26 protein-coding genes and 4 pseudogenes are annotated in these 24,880 nt (G+C 41.7%); 23 read left to right on the plus strand and 7 right to left on the minus strand.

Annotated elements, in window-relative coordinates:
* Window positions 1–10 precede the first annotated feature (10 nt).
* Both CU633_RS01770 and CU633_RS01775 read right to left on the minus strand, forming a co-directional pair.
* Window positions 11–1,276, minus strand: coding sequence for an erythromycin esterase family protein (locus CU633_RS01770; RefSeq protein WP_101658014.1), 1,266 nt, complete (start codon window positions 1,274–1,276; stop codon window positions 11–13).
* A 45-nt stretch (window positions 1,277–1,321) separates the two neighbouring features.
* Complete coding sequence (locus CU633_RS01775; protein WP_257958392.1) at window positions 1,322–1,714, minus strand: hypothetical protein; 393 nt, start codon at window positions 1,712–1,714, stop codon at window positions 1,322–1,324.
* A 285-nt stretch (window positions 1,715–1,999) separates the two neighbouring features.
* Here CU633_RS01775 and CU633_RS01780 point away from each other — a divergent pair, with 285 nt between their 5' ends.
* From CU633_RS01780 to CU633_RS01795, 4 genes are all read left to right on the plus strand, one after another.
* A complete protein-coding gene (locus tag CU633_RS01780) occupies window positions 2,000–2,200 on the plus strand; it encodes a cold-shock protein (protein ID WP_101658015.1) in 201 nt (66 codons plus the stop codon).
* A 339-nt stretch (window positions 2,201–2,539) separates the two neighbouring features.
* The gene (locus CU633_RS01785) at window positions 2,540–2,914 is read left to right on the plus strand and encodes a nucleotide excision repair endonuclease (protein WP_101658016.1); all 375 of its coding nucleotides are present in this window, start codon (window positions 2,540–2,542) and stop codon (window positions 2,912–2,914) included.
* A gap of 324 nt (window positions 2,915–3,238) precedes the next feature.
* On the plus strand, window positions 3,239–3,424 hold the full coding sequence (locus CU633_RS01790; RefSeq protein WP_101658017.1) for a hypothetical protein: 186 nt from the start codon (window positions 3,239–3,241) through the stop codon (window positions 3,422–3,424).
* 234 nt (window positions 3,425–3,658) lie between these two features.
* A complete protein-coding gene (locus tag CU633_RS01795) occupies window positions 3,659–4,249 on the plus strand; it encodes a hypothetical protein (protein ID WP_101658018.1) in 591 nt (196 codons plus the stop codon).
* Window positions 4,250–4,367: 118 nt separating this feature from the next.
* Here the strand turns inward: CU633_RS01795 and CU633_RS01800 are convergent.
* A pseudogene (locus CU633_RS01800) lies at window positions 4,368–4,749 on the minus strand (DUF6262 family protein).
* 1 nt (window position 4,750) lies between these two features.
* Window positions 4,751–4,867, minus strand: a pseudogene (locus CU633_RS23185) (tyrosine-type recombinase/integrase); the annotation flags it as partial.
* A gap of 152 nt (window positions 4,868–5,019) precedes the next feature.
* Here CU633_RS23185 and CU633_RS23575 point away from each other — a divergent pair.
* Window positions 5,020–5,316: pseudogene (locus tag CU633_RS23575) on the plus strand (HI0074 family nucleotidyltransferase substrate-binding subunit).
* A 110-nt stretch (window positions 5,317–5,426) separates the two neighbouring features.
* Here CU633_RS23575 and CU633_RS01815 read toward each other — a convergent pair.
* Entirely contained in the window at window positions 5,427–5,966 is a 540-nt protein-coding gene (locus CU633_RS01815) for a hypothetical protein (RefSeq protein ID WP_101658019.1), read from the minus strand.
* A gap of 233 nt (window positions 5,967–6,199) precedes the next feature.
* Here CU633_RS01815 and CU633_RS22650 point away from each other — a divergent pair, with 233 nt between their 5' ends.
* The 6 genes from CU633_RS22650 (at window position 6,200) to CU633_RS01840 (ending at window position 9,619) form a co-directional block, all read left to right on the plus strand.
* Window positions 6,200–6,355: a hypothetical protein gene (locus CU633_RS22650; RefSeq protein WP_180954822.1), complete on the plus strand. Its 156-nt coding sequence runs from the start codon at window positions 6,200–6,202 to the stop codon at window positions 6,353–6,355.
* The gene (locus tag CU633_RS01820) at window positions 6,352–7,011 is read left to right on the plus strand and encodes an IS1634 family transposase (RefSeq protein ID WP_101658020.1); all 660 of its coding nucleotides are present in this window, start codon (window positions 6,352–6,354) and stop codon (window positions 7,009–7,011) included. The genes CU633_RS22650 and CU633_RS01820 overlap by 4 nt, the downstream gene beginning before the upstream one ends.
* Window positions 7,008–7,244, plus strand: coding sequence for a hypothetical protein (locus tag CU633_RS01825; RefSeq protein WP_101658021.1), 237 nt, complete (start codon window positions 7,008–7,010; stop codon window positions 7,242–7,244). The genes CU633_RS01820 and CU633_RS01825 overlap by 4 nt, the downstream gene beginning before the upstream one ends.
* Window positions 7,245–7,768: 524 nt before the next feature.
* Entirely contained in the window at window positions 7,769–8,458 is a 690-nt protein-coding gene (locus CU633_RS01830) for a hypothetical protein (RefSeq protein WP_101658022.1), read from the plus strand.
* Window positions 8,459–9,111: 653 nt separating this feature from the next.
* Window positions 9,112–9,276, plus strand: coding sequence for a hypothetical protein (locus CU633_RS22655; protein ID WP_180954823.1), 165 nt, complete (start codon window positions 9,112–9,114; stop codon window positions 9,274–9,276).
* Window positions 9,269–9,619 carry a hypothetical protein gene (locus CU633_RS01840; RefSeq protein ID WP_101658024.1) on the plus strand — a complete coding sequence of 117 codons (351 nt, stop codon included), beginning with the start codon at window positions 9,269–9,271 and terminating at the stop codon, window positions 9,617–9,619. The genes CU633_RS22655 and CU633_RS01840 overlap by 8 nt, the downstream gene beginning before the upstream one ends.
* 1,044 nt (window positions 9,620–10,663) lie before the next feature.
* On the opposite strand, the gene CU633_RS01850 is transcribed toward CU633_RS01840, so the two are convergent.
* Together CU633_RS01850 and CU633_RS01855 are read right to left on the minus strand one after the other, a co-directional pair.
* Window positions 10,664–11,149, minus strand: a complete 486-nt coding sequence (locus tag CU633_RS01850; RefSeq protein WP_101658026.1) for a PH domain-containing protein — start codon at window positions 11,147–11,149, stop codon at window positions 10,664–10,666.
* Window positions 11,150–11,508: 359 nt separating this feature from the next.
* Window positions 11,509–11,823: a PepSY domain-containing protein gene (locus CU633_RS01855; protein ID WP_101658027.1), complete on the minus strand. Its 315-nt coding sequence runs from the start codon at window positions 11,821–11,823 to the stop codon at window positions 11,509–11,511.
* A 172-nt stretch (window positions 11,824–11,995) separates the two neighbouring features.
* On the opposite strand from CU633_RS01855, the gene CU633_RS01860 reads away from it, so the two are divergent.
* The 12 genes and pseudogenes from CU633_RS01860 to CU633_RS01915 all read left to right on the plus strand — a co-directional run bounded on the left by CU633_RS01860 (window position 11,996) and on the right by CU633_RS01915 (window position 24,867).
* Window positions 11,996–13,069, plus strand: a complete 1,074-nt coding sequence (locus tag CU633_RS01860) for a M42 family metallopeptidase (RefSeq protein WP_101658028.1) — start codon at window positions 11,996–11,998, stop codon at window positions 13,067–13,069.
* Between the two features lie 132 nt (window positions 13,070–13,201).
* The gene (locus CU633_RS01865; RefSeq protein ID WP_101658029.1) at window positions 13,202–13,717 is read left to right on the plus strand and encodes a DUF84 family protein; all 516 of its coding nucleotides are present in this window, start codon (window positions 13,202–13,204) and stop codon (window positions 13,715–13,717) included.
* Between the two features lie 262 nt (window positions 13,718–13,979).
* Window positions 13,980–14,504, plus strand: a complete 525-nt coding sequence (locus CU633_RS01870) for a hypothetical protein (protein WP_101658030.1) — start codon at window positions 13,980–13,982, stop codon at window positions 14,502–14,504.
* Window positions 14,505–14,638: 134 nt separating this feature from the next.
* Window positions 14,639–15,388, plus strand: coding sequence for a YhcN/YlaJ family sporulation lipoprotein (locus CU633_RS01875; protein ID WP_101658031.1), 750 nt, complete (start codon window positions 14,639–14,641; stop codon window positions 15,386–15,388).
* Between the two features lie 316 nt (window positions 15,389–15,704).
* Complete coding sequence (locus CU633_RS01880; protein WP_101658032.1) at window positions 15,705–16,727, plus strand: PTS transporter subunit IIC; 1,023 nt, start codon at window positions 15,705–15,707, stop codon at window positions 16,725–16,727.
* Entirely contained in the window at window positions 16,724–17,038 is a 315-nt protein-coding gene (locus CU633_RS01885; protein WP_101658033.1) for a thioredoxin family protein, read from the plus strand. The genes CU633_RS01880 and CU633_RS01885 overlap by 4 nt, the downstream gene beginning before the upstream one ends.
* A 93-nt stretch (window positions 17,039–17,131) precedes the next feature.
* On the plus strand, window positions 17,132–17,929 hold the full coding sequence (locus CU633_RS01890) for a DUF1444 domain-containing protein (protein WP_101658034.1): 798 nt from the start codon (window positions 17,132–17,134) through the stop codon (window positions 17,927–17,929).
* Between the two features lie 1,383 nt (window positions 17,930–19,312).
* A pseudogene (locus tag CU633_RS23580) lies at window positions 19,313–20,728 on the plus strand (DNA translocase FtsK); the annotation flags it as partial.
* A 100-nt stretch (window positions 20,729–20,828) separates the two neighbouring features.
* A complete protein-coding gene (locus CU633_RS01900; RefSeq protein ID WP_101658035.1) occupies window positions 20,829–21,926 on the plus strand; it encodes a nicotinate phosphoribosyltransferase in 1,098 nt (365 codons plus the stop codon).
* Window positions 21,927–22,024: 98 nt separating this feature from the next.
* On the plus strand, window positions 22,025–22,714 hold the full coding sequence (locus CU633_RS01905; RefSeq protein WP_101658036.1) for a hypothetical protein: 690 nt from the start codon (window positions 22,025–22,027) through the stop codon (window positions 22,712–22,714).
* A gap of 134 nt (window positions 22,715–22,848) precedes the next feature.
* Window positions 22,849–24,150 (plus strand): UDP-N-acetylmuramate--L-alanine ligase, encoded by a 1,302-nt coding sequence (murC, locus tag CU633_RS01910; RefSeq protein WP_101658037.1) that lies wholly within the window; start codon window positions 22,849–22,851, stop codon window positions 24,148–24,150.
* A 243-nt stretch (window positions 24,151–24,393) separates the two neighbouring features.
* Entirely contained in the window at window positions 24,394–24,867 is a 474-nt protein-coding gene (locus CU633_RS01915) for a DUF948 domain-containing protein (protein WP_101658038.1), read from the plus strand.
* Window positions 24,868–24,880: the final 13 nt, after the last annotated feature.

Genomic DNA, 24,880 nt, shown 5'->3' on the forward strand with positions numbered 1-24,880 from the left:
GCAGCGCTTTTTAAACCCGGGATCGTTGCAGGATTAACGGCTTCAGTGCCTGTGATTGGTCTACATGTATGAAGGCATCGTAACGTTCGCCCATCACGGACGGAACATAATTGCCGTAACTTTCGTATGCGGGATTATAAACTACGCCGATTGCCCGGTGTCCGACTGTTTCACTGAACAGCGGCCGGTTTTCATCATTAAAAAAGAGCATTTTGTCATATGGACCGGTTCTGTGCATGATATCTTCCCAGCTTCCCGGCATCGCAGGGGGCACATTTTTTACTTCCATATTAACGCCCCACTCATCTGCCGCTATCACAGTGCCGCTATAAGTTCCGAAACCGACAATATACACATTATCCGGGTTGTTCCGCTCCCTGATGATCTGCCCGACATTGATCGTACCATTGTCGATCATGTTCGTCGCCCTTGCATCGCCGACATGGGTGTTGTGTTCCCAAATAATCACTTTTGAATCGGGACCGAAAAAGTCGAGAATCTCTTTGAGGGCTTCAACCATATGCAAATCGCGGATATTCCACGATTGTTCATCGTTTAAAACCATCGAGCTGTAATAATGTTCAGCATTAGCCGTAACAAGCGCATTGACTCTCAGGCTTAGACCGCTCTCTTCCCCATCGTTATACTGTTCTTTGTTTTGGCGGATGCGTGCAAGCAGCTCGGTCACTTCTTCTACACAGCCTTCTGAATAAATCGCCGATGCGACCGCATATTTCTCATTGCTGCGGTTAAAAGGTTCGAAACAGGTAAATGCTTTTTTCGCCACCTCTAAATCCGGAGATTGAATTTCCTCCAGATAATCAACAACCTGCTCCATGGACTCCCATAAACTGTATACATCCAGCCCGTAAAAACCGGTTTTTTGCCGGTCGGGACGTGACGAGTTATGTTCCTTAAGCCATTCTGCAAATTGAGCAATTTCCTCGTTTGCCCACATCCAGGTTGGCCAGCGGTTAAACGCTTGCAAAGCGTCTTTAGCGGATTCGCAGCTTTGATCATACCCTTTAATATAGCGGTTTAATTCCATGCAGGAAGGCCAGTCTCCTTCGACGGCAATGATTGTAAAGCCTTTTTCCTGAATCAGCTTTTTGGAAATTTCGGCTCTGATTTGATAAAACTCCGATGTTCCATGGGAGGCTTCGCCGAGAAGCACCATTTTTGCGTTGCCAATTTTTTCGACGAGCAAGTCAAGGTCATGTTCGTTTGTTAAAGGAATGGCATGTTCTTCAATACTGTCTGTTAGCGTTTTTTGCATCGGAAATAGCCTCCTGAAATATTTTTAATCATGATTTGTATATTGTCATTGTTTATACTCGGCCTGATAAGAATTAGGGCCGGCATGGACCGACAGCAGAGTATCAGCATAGCCGACAAGACGGTTCACCAATTCGTCTGCCAGGGCGTAGACGAGGTGATAGGCTTCCTGCTTATGCAGCTTCGGATCATCAAAAATAACGGTTGTATGGATAAAAATTTCCTTATTTCCGTAAAGATTGTAATGAATGATTGCCTTTCCGGCCGCTCCGTCTGTCTGGGGATCCGCGTAATTCTTCAAGAAGATATACCATTCTTCAGCGGTTGCGGATCGAAAATTTTTCGTAAAAGCCATTCGATCAATTTCTTCCTGGATTCGTTTTTTCTGTTCTTCATCCATTCCGTCAATAATTTTCCCCATGCCGATCTCCTGCCTCATTCGTAATCGATTCTCCCTATGTATAATTCCTTTTCACGTTAAAAGTATGTCTGCTCTTCCTGTTTTTCAAGTTATTTAGCTGGGAAAAGAGGAATTCGCGTGCCTGTCCAGAACTTCTAAAAGTATGGGGAGAGATATGATATGAAACAATTCCGGTACATATTAAGCATCCAATTTCTTCTCAAGCTTGAACAGTTATGTTTAGAAAAGGTTTTTTCTGGGTATAATAATTACGCAAAATTAATTTGGAATTTTGTTGATTTTTAACATTGTAGGAGGAAAAAAATGGAACGCGGAAAAGTAAAATGGTTTAACAGTGAAAAAGGTTTTGGATTTATTGAACGTGAAGATGGAGAGGATGTATTTGTTCATTTCTCTGCTATTCAAGGTGAAGGCTACAAAACGTTGGATGAAGGCCAGGAAGTGACTTTTGAAGTCGAAGAAGGCCAGCGTGGACCGCAAGCGACAAATGTAAATAAAGTCTAACTTTGGATACAATAAACAGACTCGAAATCCTGAGTCTGTTTTTATTTAAAAAATAACCCTGCTCGCGAAACAGAGCAGGGAGCAGAAAGAGTATAAAAGGTTTATTTTAGTATTAGACTTTTCGGAAAAATACATGCCTGGTCCTATTGAGTACTGATGGGTGGCCGAAGTTGATGATATAACTGGAAAGTTGAGGATAACATGGCCGACTTGATGATATAACTGGAAAGTTAACGATAAAAAGGCCGAAATTGATGATATATTTGGAAAGTTGACGATATAATAAAAAAGTTCTTATCAATTAAGATGGTCAACATTAAAAAATAGGAAGTGAATGTATTGATTAAAATAGAAGTACCGACTCCAGATTTAGTCATCACTAAAAAAAATCAATTAGCGGAGCAAGGGGATCCTGAAATAAGCAGCGTTTATGGCTTCACTGATTATATGCGGATTCCACGCGATAAAAGCGGAATCTTTATGTTCTATAACATTAATGATGAATTATTGTATGTCGGAAAGGCAAGAAAGCTCAGACAAAGAATCAAGAAACATTTTGAAGATAATGTCTCACCGATCAAGCTGCATCGGGACGAAGTGTACGAAATTGCCGTCTGCTATGTTGAAGACCCGATGGAACGAGAAATATATGAGACCTATATTATTAACATCCAGCAGGCAAAATACAATATAGAGAAAGTGTATTTTAAATGATTTTTCGGTTCATATTGTTTGTCTGAAGCGAAACTATTACATTGGATACGAAAAAATGCTTTGGTAAGAACAGGGCTGCGATACTTCTACCGGTGTATCGTTTTCTTATTCTCCGGACCCTGGAGCAAGTATAATTATCAAAAGTTATGGGTTGATCAATTGAAATTTTTAATCTTCATTATAGGTGTATTGTAAACTTGTTTACAAAACAGTATAATAACTTTATAATCAGTGATGGGCAAATTTCGTTTGTTTGTAAACGTGGATTTTTGTTACACCTAACTCTTTATAAAAGGATTAATTAAGATAAAGGCAGGTTAAAAAATGAGCAAAAAACCTTTTTCAATTCGTGTTGAGCCTCATGTCGTAAATAAATATAAAGCACTTTCCACTGTGCTAAATATTGATGGTGCCACATTATTATCAGAACTTATAAATAATGCTGAATCAAATTTGAATAAGGAACAACTTTCGACATATGAATCATTGTTAAAATTATGGAAGAGTTAACGCAATTAAGAGATTAAAAAATTTTGCAGTCATAAAAGAAATCATCAATTTCTTTCTTACATTTGATATTCTTTCGAAATTCTAATTACTTACTTCAACTAGGTAAGTCCTGCGTTTATTTTTGCTTTTGTTTAAAATAAGGTAAATCTGTCTCCGAAATGGAAACTTGTTGAAGTTTCCATTTCAGATTGTTACTATTATTATATATTAGTCTGTATCGAGGGGGGATAAACCATGAAGAAAAAAATTATCATTGCTTCAGGTGTCTCTGTCATTGGAATACTTGCTGCTTCATTCTTTAGTATGGATAGGGGACGGGCGGACAGCGTTGGCGAATATAACCCCATAAGAGTTATGGAAGAAGTCAAGGACGACCAACCGATTCAAGTTTCCATATCGTATACTCATAATAACAAAAGACCGTCAGTTGATGCAGAAAACTTCAATAGTCCGAACGTCATTTCCGCTTCCAAATATCTTGCAGACGTTTTAATACTTCCCGCTGAAACATTAAAGAATCCGAAAGATGAATTAGAACAAAAACAACGTTTGGTTCAATTAGTTCTTGGTGTTAATGTTGATGTACTACAGGATGCATATGATTTTAACGAATATCCAAAAGAATTGTTAGCAAGTGAATTGGATATTAAATTGAAGCACTTGGAGGAAATGAAACAATATTCAACGAACGATGGATTGAACAAAATAATTTTGGAAGCTGAGACTAATTTTAAAAGAGCAGTTGAAACAAATAATCTTGAATACTATTTCAAAGCAAAAAAGGATTTCGAAAACTTGTCATTATCATTAAACCTGAAAAATTAGTCGCTGTTAATTTATCAAGACCTAAATTGAAAAAATCTCAATAAATAAAGGACAATACATATTTTATATGACCAATATGAATTGTTCTTTTGTTTATTTAAAGCACTCGAGTTGTTTATTAAATGCTCTTATAAACATTTGCATATACAACCTTTAATTGTTCACGTAGTTGCCTATTTTCACTTTCCAGCTTTTTTATACGACGTTGTAAAGAGGCGATTATGGCATCTTTGTTGTTATCGTCTAACTCACGTTTGATTTGCTTAGGGGTAGGGGCATATGCTTGTTGCCTTCGTAATCCCTCAATGCGATCCCGCAACTCCTTATGGTTGTACAGTGTTGATTTTGACAAGCCTGCTTCGCTCGCTACACTATTGAAATTAATGCTCTCAGAGGCTCGTATAAGCCTTTGAATGGCTTCATCAACCTTTTGAAAGGTGGATTGCCTTCCTCGATTTATGAACCGCCTTTAGTTGTTCTTTACGGATATATTCGGCCACTTTATACACCTTGCTTTCTCTTCATTCGATCTTGTCTGCCGAAAATGATATTTCCTTCTCGGATGTTATTTAATATTCCTTGATACCGCTGTAAGTTTCGCTCTTGTTTTTCAACCACTGCCAATGGCGTTGCGGGTGACTGTTATTTAGTTGCCCCGTCACCGCCACAGGCCGTAAAACCGCCATCGAAGGTGGCTGCGGACAAAATGGACGAAATAGGAACCCTTTAATTCAGCTTATATAGATGCTGATATTGTTTACGATGGTGTCATCCAGCGATTTGAGTTCACCTTTGAGTTAAGTTGGAAAGCTTATGAAAATGTTCTTAGAATATACGGGAATTACTGAAATTAAAAGTCCTAGGGCAACGATAAGAGAAGCATTTACATATGGTTAATTGAGGATGGGGAACAATGGATTGATATGATGGTGGATCGTAATAAAACCTCTCATCTTTGCGATGAGGAAGAGGCTAAACTCATTTACAAAAAAGTTAAGAGCAGTTATAGCCATCTTTTGTCCAACATGTATGATAAGTTGGAAAAAGAAATAGCAAGGATAAATTAATGGTTTTAGGAAAAGTAATAAGGTTCGTTATTTGAAAAAACCCCATTCCTCACAGTTATTAAAGGGGTACCGTCAGGAAATCGGATTTCCTGACGGTATCCCATTTAAGATTAATTTAATTTATGGTCTATTGACCAGTTACTTGAGCAGCCGTATTCATTAGCACCTGTATTAACCCAACCATATGAAGAATTAGGATCGACTTTAACCCATCCCATTCCTGTTGCACGATAATACTGAGCAATAATAAAATGTTTATTCGATGCTCCGTGTTGTCCATTACTTGATGCTATTTCATATCCAGAAGGAATGGTTCCTAAATATGAACCTCCTGCTGTATAACGCTCTTCAGTTCGTCTTAATTTGTAAACTCTGTGGTTTACGCCACCTATTGTTGTGTTGTAATTTGCTAACATTGCTAGAGTTGTATATCGGTTTACATCTGAGATTCTAATTACTCCGTATCTTGGGAAATACCCACTTGGATCATTAAAATAAATTTCAGAGTCATATGTTTGTAAGTCGTTATAAACAGGAATGTTATATGATGAGTTATTAACACACCATAACTTGATATCATTTCTTGTACCTGAAAATTCACTCCATAAGCAAAATGCTTCACCCGGATAAATGTCTCCAATTTTAGCCATATTTTTCTACCTCCTAAAATATTAATGATTGTTACAGTTATAGATTAAATGATTTGAAAATTTGTATGGTACAGAAAAAATAGAAGAAAAATTTGATAAAAATCTATATAAACTTCTTATTTATCTCACATTCCGCATGATAATATTTCCAAAAACTGATTAATGAAGGAATCTTCCACCTCCATATTGAAGTCTACAATAACTTATTACTTATTGATATGGAGGTACAGTCGATGGCCGATCAGGTTCTTACCTTGGATGTGGGACCGTCACAGCTATTGTCCAATTTAATGGATGAAATCAGGTTTGAAGAAATTATCAATGAGTCGGTTGTTTGGGACAAAAAAAGGTGTGGGAAGACGGCAACTGGCAGTCAGCCGGGGAAATGACCAACGCGAAGGACGGGGCGCGTTATCGCTATCAGCACTTTGAACGCGAACTCGAAGGACGGACCTACCGGTTCCTCGTCATACACTCCGACCAGTTGGAGAAACAAAAAGCAAAAGGGCTCAAAGCAAAAGTCCAAAAAGAACATGAACAACTGGCAAAAACGCTGGCCAAATTGTGTGATACCCCCTTCCACTGTGAAGAAGACGCTCTCTCTGCCATGAAGGCTTTTACAAAAAAGCAGAAGTCAGACTTTCATGAGTATCGATTGGCAGTCGTATCGCAGGAAGAGCGCCTTAAACGCGGGCGCCGTGGCAGGCCCAAAAAGGGAGAGGAAGCCCAAACTGCCATTGTCTTCCGAATCCAGGTGGCTTCGCTTAAGGAAAGCCATGAAAGAATCGAACATAACCTGAAGCTGGCGAGCACCTTCGTCCTGATGACCAACCGGATGGACCGCATGGAACTCCCGGATGTGAACATGCTGAAAATCTATAAAGGCCAATCGGCCGCAGAGACCCGATTCAGGCTCCTGAAAGAGCCGCACATGATCGATCAGGTTTTCATAAAAACCCCGGAAAGAATCGAGGCGCTTGGCATTGTCTACGTAGGGCCCTGCTTGTATATGGGATGCTTGAATACCGGATCCGGGCAAAAATGAAGAAAGAGTTGGAGCCATTGATTCTTGCCGGAAACCGAAAGCTGTTTGAACCAACCGGGAAAGCGCTCCTCGAACAGCTGCACGACATCCGGGTCATCGTCATCCGGCGGGGCAAGGAAACCATGCGTTACTTGCCTGACAATATCGGTGACCAGACGAAACGAATTGTACGCCTGGCAGGCTATGACATGAACATCTACGTGTCAAACCAAGGCGAAAAAATCAATGCCTAAAAGGAAATTCTGCAGGAACGTTTAGGAGCTGTCGAATAAAGCCGACAATCAGAGAAATAAGCAAGAGATTGTCGGCTCTCAAATGAGTCAGGATATTTTTAAAAAACCGAATTCAGAAATTGGATGGTTGGGTCTTTGACCTGCGAAATGTGAGAAATATAGTAAGTTTCTGGAAATAACTAATATGATATGGACTTTTTCCAAATTATTTGGGATGATGATCAGTATGTAACGATTTATGCAAGAGAACACAATAAAGGTGTAGTAGAAACAATGAAAATTGAATTCAAATAAAAAGAAGCCGACAGATCCACTCCAAGATTGTAGGCTCTTTTTGTTGTTAATAATGACAGGTTAGTTCCATAATATTTCAAAGAGAATTCAACCAGGTAGGAACCTTTTATGTTAGGATGAAGTAAAGAAGTGACGGCTATAAAAATGGTAATAGAACTCATTAATAAAGATATAAGGTAATGCTATAAATACTTAATTAAAATATCAAAATAAGGAGTTTGTTAAAGAAAATGAAAAAAACACTACTCACAATCTCCTCGCTTATTATTGCAGGAAGTCTTATCGCAGGATGCAATACTACCAAAGTCGAAGATGAATCAACTAAAACAACATCTTCAAATCCCCAAACGACAGATGGCGAAAAATCTGAGGATAGAAAAACGATTGACGAAAAAGCTTGGAAGGATGTTACTATAGTTCAAGATGGTGTTAAATATGACTTCCCAACGAATGCAAAAGATTGGATTTCTTCGGTAAATATCACTTTCCAAGAAGAACCAGCCAAGGATTCGGAATTGATTCAAGCAGGATTGGATAAATACTATAATTATTATGTTCAAGCTTTAGCAATTCAAAGTGTTTTAGAAATCATACAAGTGGAAGGAGTCGCACTCGAAAAGGATTTTGATAACTTGTACCTGCTTACAAAAATTATTGAAGAAGAGCAAATTAAGCGGACAGAACACATTGATCCCGATCAATACGATAAGCGAGATCCGAATCAAAGGTTGGCAGCGATTAAGGAATGGAAAGCACCTAGCGAAAAAATGGTCAAAGCAATTGAATACACAAAGCAACTGTTAAATGACATAAATGTTGCTATTAATAAGGACGGAAAAGGAGACCTGTTCGGAGTTGCATATCAAGTGGACGGACAAAATACAAGCGAATTAGAAGTGTTTGTTAAAAGCGAAGAATAATTTCTCTATATCACATACAATTCCCTTTGGTTTTCTTTAAATTGTTTTTTCATTTTTTCCAAGTAGCTGTTATTGTAGTTTTTATGTTTGCTTTTATATAGATTGCGTATTTGACTACCATGAAAATAAACTTCTGTAACTGATAAAAAAGACAATACCAGAAGACCCATCTCATTTGTTAATAAAAAATGATGAGAGGGATAAATTCATAAAAACTTATGGATTAAATTGACTGGATCACGAACCAGTATTGACAGTTCTGTATATTTTCATTCTCTATGGTGAAGCACTGATTTTTGTGCTTCATGGTGGGCTAACAGGGTACTTTAATGGAGTAACAAAAAATCCTAATTTCTCAGTATTAAAATTGAGAAATTAGGATTTTTATATTGGAATTTCCTTAACATTGTAACCGTATTTTCCTGACGCTACCCCTATAAGGAGAAAAAATACAAACCCCCATTGGAATCATACTCTTCCAATGGGGGTTATTCTTTAATTTAACGACTGAATCTGAAAATCAAGATATCCCGAGGTTCGGTTCTCCTTTCCAGCACAGAGCATTAGGACTGCTGTCAGTATCCGGAGAGGTGAAGAATTGGTATAAATCTAATTCACTATTAACAGATGCTATCCTAAATTCGGCAACTGTAGTGTTACAGTTTGTTACTGATGACTCAGCCGGTGTTCCGGATCTGACATTGTGGGCAGTGATAAGCTCGAATGAAGTGTCGGGAGACGTCGAAAGTATCTTAGAAGAAGCTGTTGAATTTGAAGGAACTACAGACCTTGATGGAAGGATGTTTAGCGTTGAGTAAATTAAGAGAAACAATTTTAAATATTAAGGATATAAAAATTGAAAAAGTTTTCGTGCCGGAGTGGAATGTAGAAGTAGAAGTCCGTGGTTTATCAGGAGCAGCCAGAAACCGAATTTTGAGTAAAGCTATTGATAACAAAGGGAATATCAATTTTGATGCAATGTATCCGGATTTAATTGTCGCTTCATTATTCGATCCTGAATTAAATGAACCTATTTTCAAGCCTGAAGTCCGCGATGCAATTAATGCTAAAAGTGGAAAAGCACTTGAACGTATTTCACGGGTTGCTATGAAGTTATCAGGACTGGATGATGGACAGATTGATGAAAAAGTAAAAAACTAAGGCAACACCCTGAACGGCGTTTTTATTTTGATCTTGCTGAACGTTTAGGGTGTACAGTATCGACGCTTCTCGAAAACATATCTTCTGATGAGCTTACTGAGTGGATTGCTTATTTTAAAGTTCTTAGTGAGGAACAGAAGGAAGAGGAGAAAAAAATGAAACAAAGCCGGACTGGCAACAAAGGTCGGCTGGGAAGAAGTTAATGATATCTAAGGAGGCGGTTAATAAGGCTCAGCCACATTTTGAGATTAATCAAGGGAGCAGGATTACTGTTTTGGGGGTACGGAGGCGGAGTTAGTGGATATATTGAAACTAACGAGCTTTTCGTATGGCGAGGAGATCTGGACGGTAGTTATTCGATAGATGTTAGATACTATAACGCTAATACCGGAGAATGGAAAACCGGGTATATTACTATGGCGGATGGTGAAAAATGCGCCGAAGCTTACTCTCGCGAATATGCTCCGAGTACTACCGGAGCTGGATTACCTCGTTTCCCGGTACGCCGTAAATGCCGTATATGGCAAGGCACTACCGAGATAACAAGTATTTACCCGGGGGATCTCATTATAAGCGCTGGAGCCTCCTCGCCTTATGATTGTTTACCGATCGAGAGTTATATTAAAGGCGGAGCGGTTTATAGCCGGGATAATTTATGGTGTGATACCGATATCCTCGAATATGGTTACTCGATGTCGCCTACCGTCTACTCGAATAAATGGTAAAAGATCCTTTACAGTTTCCAAACTTATAAGAGTCTTTCGGGTACTTTTAGAGTACTCGGGAGACTTTTTTAGTTTAATCTCGGCCTAATTTGAAAAATCTACATCTTACTGAGCTTATTTCACTATCATTAGACCTCTGTAGTACCCCCGGAACATTAATGCACCTACAAATATTACTCTTGCATCTATCAATGTTAACACACACCGAAAAAGCCTTCATTTTCAATAAATAGACTTCAAATAGACTTCTTTATTTCTTCCTATTGACATTTTCTTGATATTTGGATGTTTAAGGGACAAAGTGCACATTAATAAAATGCTAAGTTCGTAAATTCTTTTTGAACTCTATAAATTCTTCTTCAGAGATATGCCCGTCTTCTTTTAGTTTTACTAAGCGCTCTAACTGAGAAACGTAATCTACTTCAGGTTTCACTTCAGATTCCATTTTGGTTTCATTTTCTTTTAATATTCTTAGTGTATCATTAATAAATTTTGCCACTAGCTGTAAACCCTCATAATTATGACTGTTCACACTAATTACATGACTGCTGGAGGTTAGGTATATTTTTAAGTCCGCTTCTCCAAACCGCGCTCGATACTCAACTGAACTGATCTGTTCATAACCGGCTTCCTCAACAGTTGTCCCGGATAAAATAGATTTTCCCACAAATAAGACCCTGAGGCTTGTGATAATCAACTCACCTAATGTACCTTTATTTACGCAAAAAACATTACCGTAAACTTTCTCACCCTCCCTTAGCATTTTTAGTGCTTCTTTCATATGCTTATTAGGCTTTTTAGCCATTTTCAGGTCATCCTCTCATTGTTATTTATATTTATATACTAATTGTAAACTGTATTCCTTTTTATAACAAATCTATTTTCTATAGTTATGGCGGTGTAAATACTAGACCTTTGTTAGATTTTCATAAGAAAGAATCAACGTAAGCGTTATATCTTAAGAAAATCCAAAATAAATCGAAAAGAAAAACCATGTGGGGATTTGGATTATTTTTAACAGGGAGATAAAGCATTTTACATAAGCGCATCCGCCCTCGTTCATTTAAAATGAAAATAGATCAAGAAGCAGATAAATTTCTCGCATCTTAATCTATATTGGTTTGCAAAGCTATCTTATTTTTTCACTACGGATTCGCTTGCTTCTTATGTAATCGGATAAATATCAAGAATCGTTCCTGTTTTTGCATCGGCAATAAACTCGTATTGCTCAGCTTCATCATTGATGGTCCTCGAAATCCCGCCTCTGTAGACGTTGTAGCGAAGCTGGTTTTTTTCGTAGGGTTCTGTTTTCATATGAATCCATGAGCCGCTGATCGGGGCTTCTTTTTTGAATTCTGATTTTACATGGGCAAGGACTTTTTCGGAAGAAACGTAACTGTTTTCAGCCAGCAGTTCTTTTACGGCGAGCCCGGTCACGATTCCTACCCCGACGCCAAGGAAAAACGATTTCCAGTTCATGATTGCACCTCCAGTGATTTCAATTGCTCTTTTCATCATATCAAATATTTTTCTGGGAAAAAATCATTAACATACAATTATTTTTGCCGAATGACAATGGTGGTAAGCCGTTCGAAAGTTCTGTAAAATAAAAAATATACATACTAAAAATGGTGATAGAAGGAGTAAGTTAATGAACGAGCAAACATTACAGCTTTTTAAAACGTTAACGGAGCTGCCCGGAACGGCGGGGAATGAGCATCAAGTCCGCAAGTTTATGCGTGAGCAATTGAGTCAATATGCCGATGAGGTGGTGCAGGACAAGCTTGGCGGAATTTTCGGCTTGAAAAAAGGGCCGGAAAACGGGCCAACGATCATGGTGGCAGGCCATATGGATGAAGTAGGCTTTATGGTTACATCCATCACCGATAACGGCATGCTCCGCTTCCAAACGATAGGCGGATGGTGGAGCCAGGTGTTATTGGCCCAGCTCGTGCAAATCATTACCGACAGAGGCCCGGTTATCGGCGTTATCGGATCGATTCCCCCGCATTTGCTGGACGAAGCGAAACGGAATAAGCCAATGGAAATCAATAATATGCTGATTGACATTGGTGCAGATGACCGTGACGACGCTATCAACATCGGAATTAAGCCGGGCCAGCAAATCGTCCCGATCTGTCTGTTTACGCCGATGGCGAATAATAAAAAGATTTTGGCAAAAGCATGGGATAACCGCTATGGCTGCGGATTGGCGGTCGAGCTTTTAAAGGAAGTTAAGGATGACAAATTGCCAAATACGCTCTATTCCGGGGCAACGGTTCAGGAAGAGGTTGGTCTAAGGGGGGCGCAGACGGCCGCCAATATGATTAAACCCGATCTGTTTTTTGCCCTTGATGCAAGCCCGGCCAACGACATGTCAGGCGACAAAAACGAGTTCGGCCAGCTCGGCAAAGGTGCGTTATTGCGGATTTTCGACCGGTCGATGGTCACACATCGCGGTATGAGAGAGCTGGTTCTTGATACAGCTGAAACGAACGATATTCCATACCAGTACTTTGTATCACCAGGCGGAACCGATGCCGGCCGTGTCCACATCTCCAATGAAGGTGTGCCAAGCGCAGTGATTGGCATCTGTTCCCGCTATATTCATACCCATGCCTCAATCATCCATGTCGATGATTATGCGGCGGCGAAGCAATTGCTGGTAAAGCTTATGAAAGCTTGCGACCGCTCGACAGTTGCGACAATCAAACAAAATAGCTGATCATTAGGTTATAGCGGTTCTCGCGCATTTCCTTCATCACTTAAGTTGTAACTATGAAACAAAATAGCTGATCTGGGGGGAGGAGCTTGGTCAGTCCTCCTTTTACCATACTCAAAAAGGGTGAACAGTATCATGAAGGTGATTATTGGATCAAAAAATCCGGCCAAGGTCTCGGCCGTTCAACAGGCGTTTGCAAATTTCCAGGCAGAAGTGATTAGCGCAGATGTGCCTTCCGGGGTGAGCGAACAGCCTTTCAGTGATGATGAAGCGATTGAGGGAGCTGTAAACAGAGCCATTCTTTCACTCGAAACAGGCCGCGGCGATCTTGGAATCGGGCTTGAAGGGGGAGTACAGGAATCGAGAAACGGCTTGTTGTTATGCAATTGGGGAGCACTGGTCCAGCCGGGAAAACCGCCAATTATCGCAGGTGGGGCAAGATTCGGGCTTCCGGAGGAAATTTCGCAGCGGCTGCGGGCAGGGGAAGAATTGGGCCCTGTTATGGATGATTATGCAAAAAAGGCAAATGTCCGCAAAAATGAAGGTGCGGTAGGCATTTTCACGTCCGGCATGGTCGACAGGTCCGCAATGTTTTCCCATATCATGGATCTGTTAATCGGGCAGTACATTTACAGGCAAAATAATGAATGACTACCAGATGGGGACAGCTCTTCGGCAATAAGAGACTGTCCCTCCTGAATTTTTTCTCCAGCTGCTGTGAATCTCACCGGCCAGGTATACGATTAACTCCATCCTTGTAAACCTCCTTTAGCGATCTTCCCTTCAGTTTACCATTTTAACCAGAATGTAACCAATCTGGTTATAAAATTCGTAAAGATGTATTGTCAGCCTATTAAAAAGAACGTTATGATAGGAAAGGAGAATCTGTGACTATTGCAGGGAGGAAAATAGTATGAGAAAACACTATAAAGCAACCTTGCTTTTAGTGATTGCTGTTTTTTTACTCGGAGCATGTTCCGCATCTTTAAAAGAAGAACAAAAAGCTGCAGAAGCTGCTGTTGAGAAAGCTTTACACGGCGATGCAAAAAAAACAAACAAAAAAAATGACGATATCCGATACTATTTGCCGTTTGGCATGGAAATAGAAGATGAAGCAGAAAACAATATCGTGTTAAAAAATGGGGCAAAAACGTATCTGCTCTTCTATAACCAGCATGAAGGAAATAATAGTCAAGTAGTTTATGAGGCAACGGCCCAGCAGCTGAAGTATGATGTCAAGAAAACCTTTGCAAATGATGATCGCTTTGGGTTTTTATTGATAAAAAAACTGGACAACAATAAGAATGAAGTGACGATTGGACTTGGCGGGGTAAAAATCACCTCTGAAGTGAAAACAAGAAGCTTGAAATCGGAAACTGAAATCATGGCGCAAATCGTCCGCTCAGTGCAATTCAACGAAAAGGAAGGGAGCAAATAGCCCTTCCTTTTTAATATGTCTGAAGCCATTACAGGTGTTAGTGAAAAACAGGCAATTTGTGTTTTGAAACTCCGAATAGTTTTGCTGATACTAGCCATGCTATGAATGCAAAAACATATTAAGGAGTGAACCCAATGAAAAAAGGATGGAGCCTGTTCGTTTCAGCGCTATTGTTCTTCGGTTTGACTGGTTGCGGCATCGATAATAATGCTGGTGAGAATGCAAATAATGGCGCCGAACCGATCAGAGTCAGGACCAATAATGACAATAACGGGAATAATGGCAACAATCATAACGAGAGGGTACGGGTGTCAGACCGCGCGGCCCGGAATATTGAACGCATGGACGAAGTAGATCAGGCACAAGTATTGCTTGCAAACAATAATGCCTATGTTGCCGTAAGGCTTGCTGATGATGCTAATAATGGCGGCGCAGGCGGCAACAACAATGCCGGCGGAAATAACAACGGTGGCGGAAACGGGAATAACGATGCAAATGGCGCTGAGGACGGAATCGTTAATCAGACCAGAAACGGAACTGTAAACAATTTTACGGAAAACGGTGTGATTGATGGCAACGGTGATGCTGCGAACAATGACAACAATGGGAACAATCAGGGCAATGGCCAGGGAACCGGCAATGAAGCCGGCACCGAGATGAATTTGGAGCAGAACAACTACGGTGAAGTATCTTCTCCTTTAGAACAAAAAATAGCCGATCAGGTTCGGGAAGCCGACAGGAATATCCACCGGGTGTATATTTCAACGAATCCCGATTTTTATGACACAATGACCGGATATGCGGATGATATTGCGGGTGGACAGAACGATGAAGGACTTTTAGAAGATTTTAATAATACAGTCCGCGGACTTTTTGGAGACTAAGCACTCTCTGGAAAATGGCTGGCTAAAGATGATCCCTCCTGTGTAGCCATAACGGCTTATGCTGGAGGGTTTCATTGATTTTTTAACTTTTGTTTAAGCGTTGTCCCCTGATTCAAAGACCATAGCCAGCTGATGCCCCATATTTCTGAAGCAATTTTTGCGGTATATCATTGCAAACGAGTTTTTCTTGATGTGTCTAGTAAAAATTTTACCTTTGCTGAAAAAATATATTTCCTTTTGCTGCAATCCAGGCTTAAAATAGAAAAGCAACAGGTGTCTTTACACATGTAAAAAAATTGTGCTCAGGGGGAACAGAATGAAAGATTTTCTCAAAAGAAAAGGAGTAAGCCTTTCGCCAAAGGTATATTTTATTGACGCATTGAGCAGCATGACTTTAGGTTTATTCGCTTCCTTAATTATCGGCCTTATTATTAAAACGATTGGTGAACAAGCCGGGATCGACTATCTCGTCCAAATAGGCACTACTGCAATGGACCTGATGGGACCGGCAATTGGGGCAGCAGTTGCCTACGGCCTGAATGCTCCGCCGCTTGTGTTGTTTTCCGCAATTGTGAGCGGAGCGGCAGGAGCAGCATTGGGCGGGCCTGCCGGCAGCATCGTCGCCGCGATGATCTCTACAGAAATTGGCAAACTGGTTAGTAAAGAAACGAAAATAGATATTATTGTTACTCCATTTGTGACTGTTTTTACGGGTTATACTGTCGCAGCTTTTATTGGGCCGGGAATTGCTTTTATGATGAGCCGGCTTGGCGATTTAATTATGTGGGGTACCGAACAGAAGCCGATTGTGATGGGGATTGTTGTCGCTGTACTGGTCGGATTGGCACTATCGGGTCCGATTTCAAGCGCGGCACTAGCCTTAATGCTTGATCTTCATGGGATTGCCGCAGGGGCAGCAACGATTGGCTGTGCCTCACAAATGATCGGATTTGCCGTCAGCAGCTTCCGGGAAAATAAAATTGGCGGGCTTTTGGCGATTGGAATCGGAACCTCAAAGTTACAGATTCCGAATATAGTCAGGAACCCATTAATCTTAATCCCGCCGACGGTTGCAGGCGCCCTGCTTGCCCCGCTTGGCACGACCGTTTTTTTGATGGAAAATAACGCGGCCGGAGCAGGAATGGGGACAAGCGGTCTTGTTGGGCAGATCATGACATTCACGACAATGGGATTCAGCGGTGATGTTTGGCTCAAGGTTGCCTTGTTGCATATCATTGGACCTGCGTTGGTCAGCTTGGTATTATCTGAATATATGAGGAAAAAACGCTGGATTAAACCAGGTGATATGCAAATCCAAACTGGGGGAGAAAGAAAATGAAAAAACTGGAATCAATTGAACAATTCCATGAGCTCCGCGATAGCGGAAAGCATATTTTTATGTTTTCAGCTGATTGGTGTCCTGACTGCCGTGTTATTGAGCCGATCTTGCCGGAGGTCGAGGCAAAGTTCAGCGATTATACATTTATCCATGTGGATCGGGATCAATTCATCGATCTTTGCGGCGAATTGGACGTATTTGGGATTCCAAGCTTTATCGCATACGAGAATGGCCGCGAGTTGGGCCGTTTCGTCAGCAAGGACAGAAAAACACAGGAAGAAATTGAAACATTCATTGCAGGATTATCATAATCGGGAGCAATCCCCTCCGTCTTTCAGCCAGGCGGAGGGGTTTTCCTCTATAGCAGTTAACTATAATCACGGCTCCTCAGAGGGGGATTGAAATTGGATAGCAATAAATTGAGAAAAGAGCTTGAAAAGAGACTTGGCGATCCGGCTCGTTCATTTACTTTTGATCGTGAAAAAGATACGCTGCGGATTGAGAACAAAAACACCGGAAAAGGAATCACCATTTCACTGCCGGGTATCATCGCCAAATGGCAGGTAGAAAAGGATAAAGCGATCGATGAGGTCGTCTATTATGTCGAAGAAGGGCTTCAGGCAATGGTGGAATCTGTTCAGCTCTCCGGGAAAGAAAAGAACATCTACCCGGTTATCCGCGCCGCCTCCTTCCCGACAGAGGCAGAGGAAGGGATTCCGCTTTTGTATGATAAACATACTGCCGAAACAAGAATTTACTATGCCTTTGATATGGGCAATACGTACCGGCTTATTGACGAGAAGCTGCTGCAAAAGGAAAACTGGGATGCGAACCGGGTCAGGGAGATTGCTTTGTTCAATGCCAGGGCACTGCCGATCAACATGAAAACCGATACTGTTGCAGGGAACACCTTCTATTTTTTGAATTCCAATGATGGTTATGATGCGTCCAGAATTTTGAACGAATCATTTTTAAAAGAGATGAAAAGCAAAGTGACCGGAACGATGACGGTCGCGGTTCCGCATCAGGATGTGTTAATTATCGGCGATATTCAAAATAACACAGGCTACGATGTGCTCGCCCAAATGACGATGAGCTTCTTTGCAAGCGGCCGGGTCCCGGTCACGGCGCTGTCATTTTTATACGAGAACGGCGAGCTGGAGCCGATTTTCATTTTGGGTAAAAACCGGAAAAGGGAGTAAGCGAAAAGCATGGCTTGGTGCCATGCTTTTTAATCCAATGAGCACTTTCGCTTAAATAAATGCTGTTTTCGCGCAATTATCGATTTTTCCGCTTAATTCCCGGGAGTTTTGCTTAAATCATCACCAGTTCCGCTTAATTCCGCTCATTTATCGCTTAATTCGAAAAAACAATCTATCTACTTATTTTACAATCCCTTATCCTGCTGGTTTTCCTGCAAAATAATAAATATTTTTTTCTCCAAATTTCAATAAATCAGCTCATTCCTTGATTTTATGTCGATATTTTAAAAATTACTGATAAAATAGATATGATATACGAGAAAGAAGAAAGAGTGATAGATTTTGAGTTGGATTAAAAAGTTGTTTCACATGTTTAAAGATGAAGAGAGCGAATATCTTTCAAATAGAGATGAATTTGCCGGGATGCCTTATCCGGAAATGAAAAAGAGGCGTGGCAAAGATATGGCGACGAAGGTTGCGTATCAATATCCTAAAGGGCAGTTTCGGTTTCCGGTCATTCCCGATGAAAGGGAGACACAGCCGCCAGGACAGAGCAAAACTGAACGCATACATAAAACAAATCGTCCAGTAGCCATTCAGCAAAAAGGTAAAGGACAAGCAACTTTACATGACGACCGAAAGCCAGCTGTTTCAAATGTAGCGCGTCAGCCTTTTCGGCCAGTTGACATTCCGTCACCCGTATTTGGTTTGGCAAAACAGAGTAAAGATGAGATCATCGTCCACGAAATAAGCAGTTTTGAGGCTAATAAAAGCCGATCAAGTGAAGCAGAATCTTATGTTTCCGATCATGAAACTCCTAAAGGCGAGTCTTCAGTTTTTCAGGGAGAAACCGGGTCTGGTCATCATTCTGTTTTCGAAAGTGACAGTTTGGTCAATCAGGGAGAAACCAGGTCTCACCGCCATTCATTTTTCGAAGAGGAAGCAGCACAACAAATTTTTCAGAGAGACAGTGAATTTAACCGCGATCCTGTTTCCGAAAACGAAGCTCCAATCTCTTACGGAGAAACCGAATCTCACAGCAGTTCATTTTTAGGAAATGAAGCTCCTGATATTGAAAGATTTGAAGACACTTCAGTACCGGAAAAAACTGTCGGTAACCCCAGCCCGAAAGATGTGGAGCAACAATCGGAACCGCAGGCTCAACAATCACAGAAAGAAAGGCCGCATTTGCCGTTTAATGTCCTGATGCTTAAGCAGGATAAGCGGAAGCTGGAGGAAAAGCAGCATCCTTCAGCCAGAGAGCATTCCAGGAGCGAGACGGGGGAAATTGCACCTTCTTACGACAAACCGGCAACAGGAACAGGCCCATATGCCGCGGCTAAAGAAGCTGAACCAAATCAGGATAACGCCCAAGGCTACACGCGTCCGGGTGTTAATTTACTCGAGCCTCCTGTTTTTTACGAATCGAATGAAGAGTGGCTGTTCGAACAGGAACAGCTGTTGAATGAAACGCTTGAGAATTTTAATGTCGGTGCCAGGGTGGTCAATGTGGTCCAAGGGCCGTCCGTCACCCGCTTTGAGGTCCAGCCTGATCCAGGGGTAAAGGTAAATAAAATTACCAATCTTTCAGATGATATTAAATTAAGCCTCGCTGCCAGGGACATCCGGATTGAAGCACCGATTCCGGGCAAGCATACGATCGGCATTGAAGTGCCGAACGAGAAAAGCCGGCCGGTATTGATCAGTGAAATCATCCAAAGCCGCGAGTTCAGAGACAGCGCATCGCCGCTGACGGCTGTTCTCGGGCTTGATATTTCCGGGGCACCGATTGTCACCGACTTGAAGAAAATGCCGCATGGCCTGATTGCCGGTGCGACCGGTTCCGGAAAAAGTGTCTGCATCAATACGATTCTTGTCAGCTTGCTGTTCAAAGCAGATCCTGACCAGGTAAAATTACTGCTTATTGACCCGAAAATGGTCGAGCTTGCACCATATAATCATATTCCGCATCTCGTCTGTCCGGTAATTACGGATGTAAAAGCAGCTACTGCTGCCCTGAAGTGGGCGGTGGAGGAAATGGAACGGCGCTATGAACTGTTTGCCCATACGGGTGTCCGCGATATTAACCGTTTTAATGAAATGGCCGAACAGCACAAGCGCTATTCGGATAAGCTGCCGTTCATCGTGATCATTATTGATGAGCTCGCAGATTTAATGATGATGTCGCCGGCCGATGTTGAAGAGGCGATTTGCCGGATTGCCCAAAAAGCGCGGGCGTGCGGAATTCATTTGATTATTGCGACACAAAGGCCGTCCGTGGACGTCATCACCGGTTTGATTAAGGCGAATGTGCCAACCAGGATTGCTTTTTCTGTGTCTTCACAAATCGATTCAAGGACGATTATTGATATAAGCGGAGCCGAAAAGCTGCTTGGCCGCGGCGATATGCTGTTTCTTGAGAATGGCTCATCGAAGCCTGTCCGTTTGCAGGGAACGTATGTCTCAGATCTTGAAATTGATGATGTTGTTTCCCATGTGCGTGCACAGCGGGAGCCCGTTTATTTGTTTGAGCAGGGAGAGCTGCTGAAAAAAGCCGAGGCGGGCGAAGAGGAAGATGAACTTTTTTATGAAGCCTGCGAATTTGTTGTCAGCCATGGGGCTGCTTCGACTTCAAGCCTGCAGCGCCGCTTCAAAATCGGCTACAATCGCGCCGCCAGGTTAATTGATATGATGGAACAGCATGGCTATATTTCTGAAGCGCGGGGCAGCAAACCGCGCGATGTCCTGATTACCGAAACGGAGCTTGAGGCACTGCAAGAGACTGGTCCAAACGATTAATTAATGGTATTCTGTATTAGCATGTATTGAAGAATAGGGTTATCTTTATTTTTACTTAACGGGTTGTCCGGAATATTGACTTCTTTAGAGGAGCTTTGAAATGAAAGAAATAGAATTGAAGTTAAAAGGTGAAATCCAGCGCTTGACGAACCACACCTTTAAATTCGATGAACGAGTGAAGGATGGGTGGTTTTCTGCCGTTTATTTTCTGAAAACGAGGGAAATTGTCCAGAAGTATCTTAAAGATAACATCGTCACTATGCAATTCTTCCAGAAAGAACATGCGGTGCTGTGTGGAACAGATGAAGTGATTGCGCTCATTAAAACATTTGCGGACCGCCCGGAGGATCTTGAAATCTATTCGTTAAAGGATGGGGACAAGATCAGTCCGTTCGAGACCGTTTTAACCGTTACAGGCCCTTACCAGAATTTCGGGTACCTGGAAGGAATCATTGATGGGATACTGGCGCGCCGGACATCGGTAGCGACGAATGTCTATAATGTTGTCAAGGCGGCGGGCATCTCCGGAAAGCAGAAACCGGTCATTTTTATGGGAGACCGTGATGACCATTTTACGACCCAGGCGGGCGACGGATATGCTGCCTATATTGGCGGTGCGACGGCCCAGGCGACCCATGCCATGAATGAATGGTGGGGCAAGCAAGGGATGGGGACGATGCCCCATGCGCTGATCCAGCTTTTTAACGGCGATATTGTCGCAGCGACAAAGGCTTATCAGGAAACATTCCCCGATGATGAATTAATTGCCCTTGTTGATTATAATAATGATGCGATTACCGATTCGTTAAAGGTTGCCCGTGCTTTCGGCGACGATCTGAAGGGGGTAAGGGTTGATACGTCGAGAACCCTTATCGACCAATACTTTTTGCGGAACCAGCACCTTTTAGGAACATTCGATCCGCGCGGCGTTAACGCCGAGCTGATTTTTGGCTTGCGGAAGGCCCTGGATGATGAAGGCTATCACCATGTAAAAATAGTTGTCAGCGGCGGTTTTAATGAAACAAGAATCATTGAATTTGAAAAAAATGGAGTTCCTGTTGATTTATACGGTGTTGGCGGCAGCCTTTTGAAGATTAACATTGGTTTTACAGGTGATAATGTGATGTTAAATGGGAAGCACCAGGCAAAAGCCGGCCGGAAGTTACGGCCGAATCCCCGTCTTGAAAAAGTAGAGTAACATTCCGAAATTCGCTCAGATCCAGCAGGATCATTTTTAATTGAAACTTTAGAAGACCGGCATGTTTTATCCGCCGGGAAAAGGCAGGGAGCATCCTTATGACTTTGGACCGCTCAACTTTAAATTTAGATCACTATCGAAGCCAGAAGCAAGCACAGGCAGAAAAAAGCGTTCAGCACCTGCTCAGGCTTGCCGGTGATTACACCGAAAGAAACACGAATATCCGGGAAAAGGTTCGTGCCAAGCATATCTTCCGCAAGAAACTCGGCCTTCGAAACGGCCACATATTGACTGCCGTCGAAGAAGAGCTGTTTGAGCAGTGGTTTCTATTTGATTATCAGACAATTCAAGGCTTTACGATGCTAAGCCTGTTTTTGAAAAATCAAGCTTCAAATTTAACCGAGCCTGAGATGATCCAGGGTGCTCTATTTTTAAGCTCAGTGCTGGAGCCGTTTACCGTTATATCGGTTGACGAAGGAAATGATGAGCTTACCGTGCAAGACTTTTCGTCAGAGATGACATTCCCTGTATTTTCCAAGCTTCATCCTTTGCAGTCTCAAAACTTGCAATACGTATTTATCAGGAAAATACCAGCGCTAAAAAGAGATATCGCGATCAGCCCTTTATTTGCAGTCAACGGGCCTGAGGTTTTTACCAAACTGGAAAACAGCTTTATCGAGCAAAAATGCGAGGATGCATCTCTCTCGTGGAGAACGTTTTTAAAAAAGAATGCGATTCTTTTTCTTTATGAAGGCTTGCGCAAACAGATTTATAGAAAAGAGATTTAGCCCTCAATTTCACCAGACAGAAGAAAGATGTTATAATGTTTAGGATGCCGTTTTAGACTAATGAATGAAATGAGCAAATTAAGATAAATGTCATATACTGTGTTACAGATAGACGTTGGTTGGAGGTTCTTTACATGACCATTTACCACTTTGTAGGTATAAAGGGGTCCGGGATGAGTGCACTCGCACAAATTCTGCATGACATGAATTATCATGTTCAAGGCTCCGATGTCGAGAAGCACTTTTTTACTCAACAAGCACTTGAGCAATCTGGAATAAAGATCCTTCCCTTTCGCAAGGAGAATATAAAACCCGGAATGACGATTATTGCCGGCAATGCTTTTCCTGATACTCATGAAGAGATCGTGGAGGCAATGAGACTGGGGCTTCCAATCGTCAGATATCATCGTTTTTTAGGTGAGTTTATGGAAAACTTCACCAGCGTGGCGGTAACAGGCGCCCACGGAAAAACTTCGACAACCGGGCTGCTTGCTCATGTGATGAGTGGTGCTAAGCCGACCTCCTTCTTAATTGGAGACGGTACGGGAAAAGGAGACCGGGATGCCGAGTATTTTGCTTTCGAAGCGTGCGAATACAGAAGGCATTTTTTATCCTATTTTCCTGATTACGCGATCATGACGAATATAGATTTTGATCACCCTGACTATTTTGCCCATATAGATGATGTCTTTTCTGCTTTTCAAGAGATGTCCTGGCAAGTGAAGAAGGGTATATTTGCATGCGGTGATGATGAACAGCTGCAAAAAATCCAGGCAAAGGTGCCTGTCGTATTTTATGGATTCGGCGAGGAAAATGACTTCCAGGCAAGGAATGTGGTTAAGTCGACTGAGGGAACCACATTCGATGTTTTCGTCCGGAATACGTATTACGAAACGTTTAAAATCCCTACTTATGGAAACCATAATGTTCTTAACTCGTTGGCGGTGATTGCTCTTTGCCATTATGAGGCGATTGACACAGAAATTATCGCCCGGCAGCTTGCGACGTTTGGCGGTGTTAAAAGAAGATTTTCGGAAAAGGTAATTGGTTCGCAAGTCGTCATCGATGATTACGCCCATCATCCAACCGAAATCAAAGCTACGATCGAAGCAGCGCGGCAGAAATATCCTGATCGCGATATTATCGCTGTCTTCCAGCCGCATACCTTTACGAGAACGCAAACCTTTTTAAATGAGTTTGCCGAAAGCTTGAATAAAGCTGATAAAGTATATTTATGTGAAATTTTCGGATCTGCCCGTGAAAATCATGGTAAGCTTTCAATTGAAGATTTACAGGCGAAAATCGCGCATTCAGAGATTATCAAAGAAGAAGATACAGGCGCTTTACAAAAACATGAAAATAGCGTGATTATTTTCATGGGTGCCGGCGATATTCAAAAATTCCAGTCTGCCTATGAAAAGCAACTGCAATTGTAGAAAACCACCACCTTCCAAAGGTGGTTTTCTTTTTGGTCTAACTCCATTCGAACATGGGCAAATTGTTGATTATAAAGACCAGGTTCAAAAAATGTGCCTAAAGGAGAATTGAAAAAGGGATATCTTTTTAAAATAAGGAGAAGTATGATACCGTTATAGTGAAATACTTATTTAGCAAACAGGGGTTTAGGCTGGAGCGCCCGGGGTAAAAAATATAGTAACGATTATGGAGGTGGAATGTTAATGGAGATTATTTTATATTTAAGCGTAGCTGTGATCGCCATAGCTTTCTTTGTGTTAGTTATGTATTTAACAAAAACGTTGAAATCTCTGCAAACAACCCTTGACAGTGTTTCAAAAACATTGACAGGATTGGAGCAGCAGTTGGATGGGGTGACGAGAGAGACTACGGTGCTTCTACATAAAACCAACGCTCTCGCTTCAGATATTCAGCAAAAGTCCGAAAGCTTAAATACTGTCGTCGATGCGGTGAAGAATGTGGGCTATTCTGTCCAAAGGTTTAATACATCTATTCAAAATATCACCTCATCCGTTGACCGCCAGCTTGAGCAGCACAAGGACAAGATTTCACAGGTTGTTCAATGGAGCAATGTGTTCCTGGAATTAAAAGATAAGTGGGCAGCAAGAAAAAAAGCAAATCAGCTTGAAAACCGGCCTCCCGTTGTTAGAACGGAGCGGGAGCGGGCAAGATATTAAAGATGAGGAGGAA

Origin of the sequence: Bacillus sp. V3-13 (assembly GCF_002860165.1) — a bacterium.
Lineage (GTDB): Bacteria > Bacillota > Bacilli > Bacillales > Cytobacillaceae > Bacillus_BJ.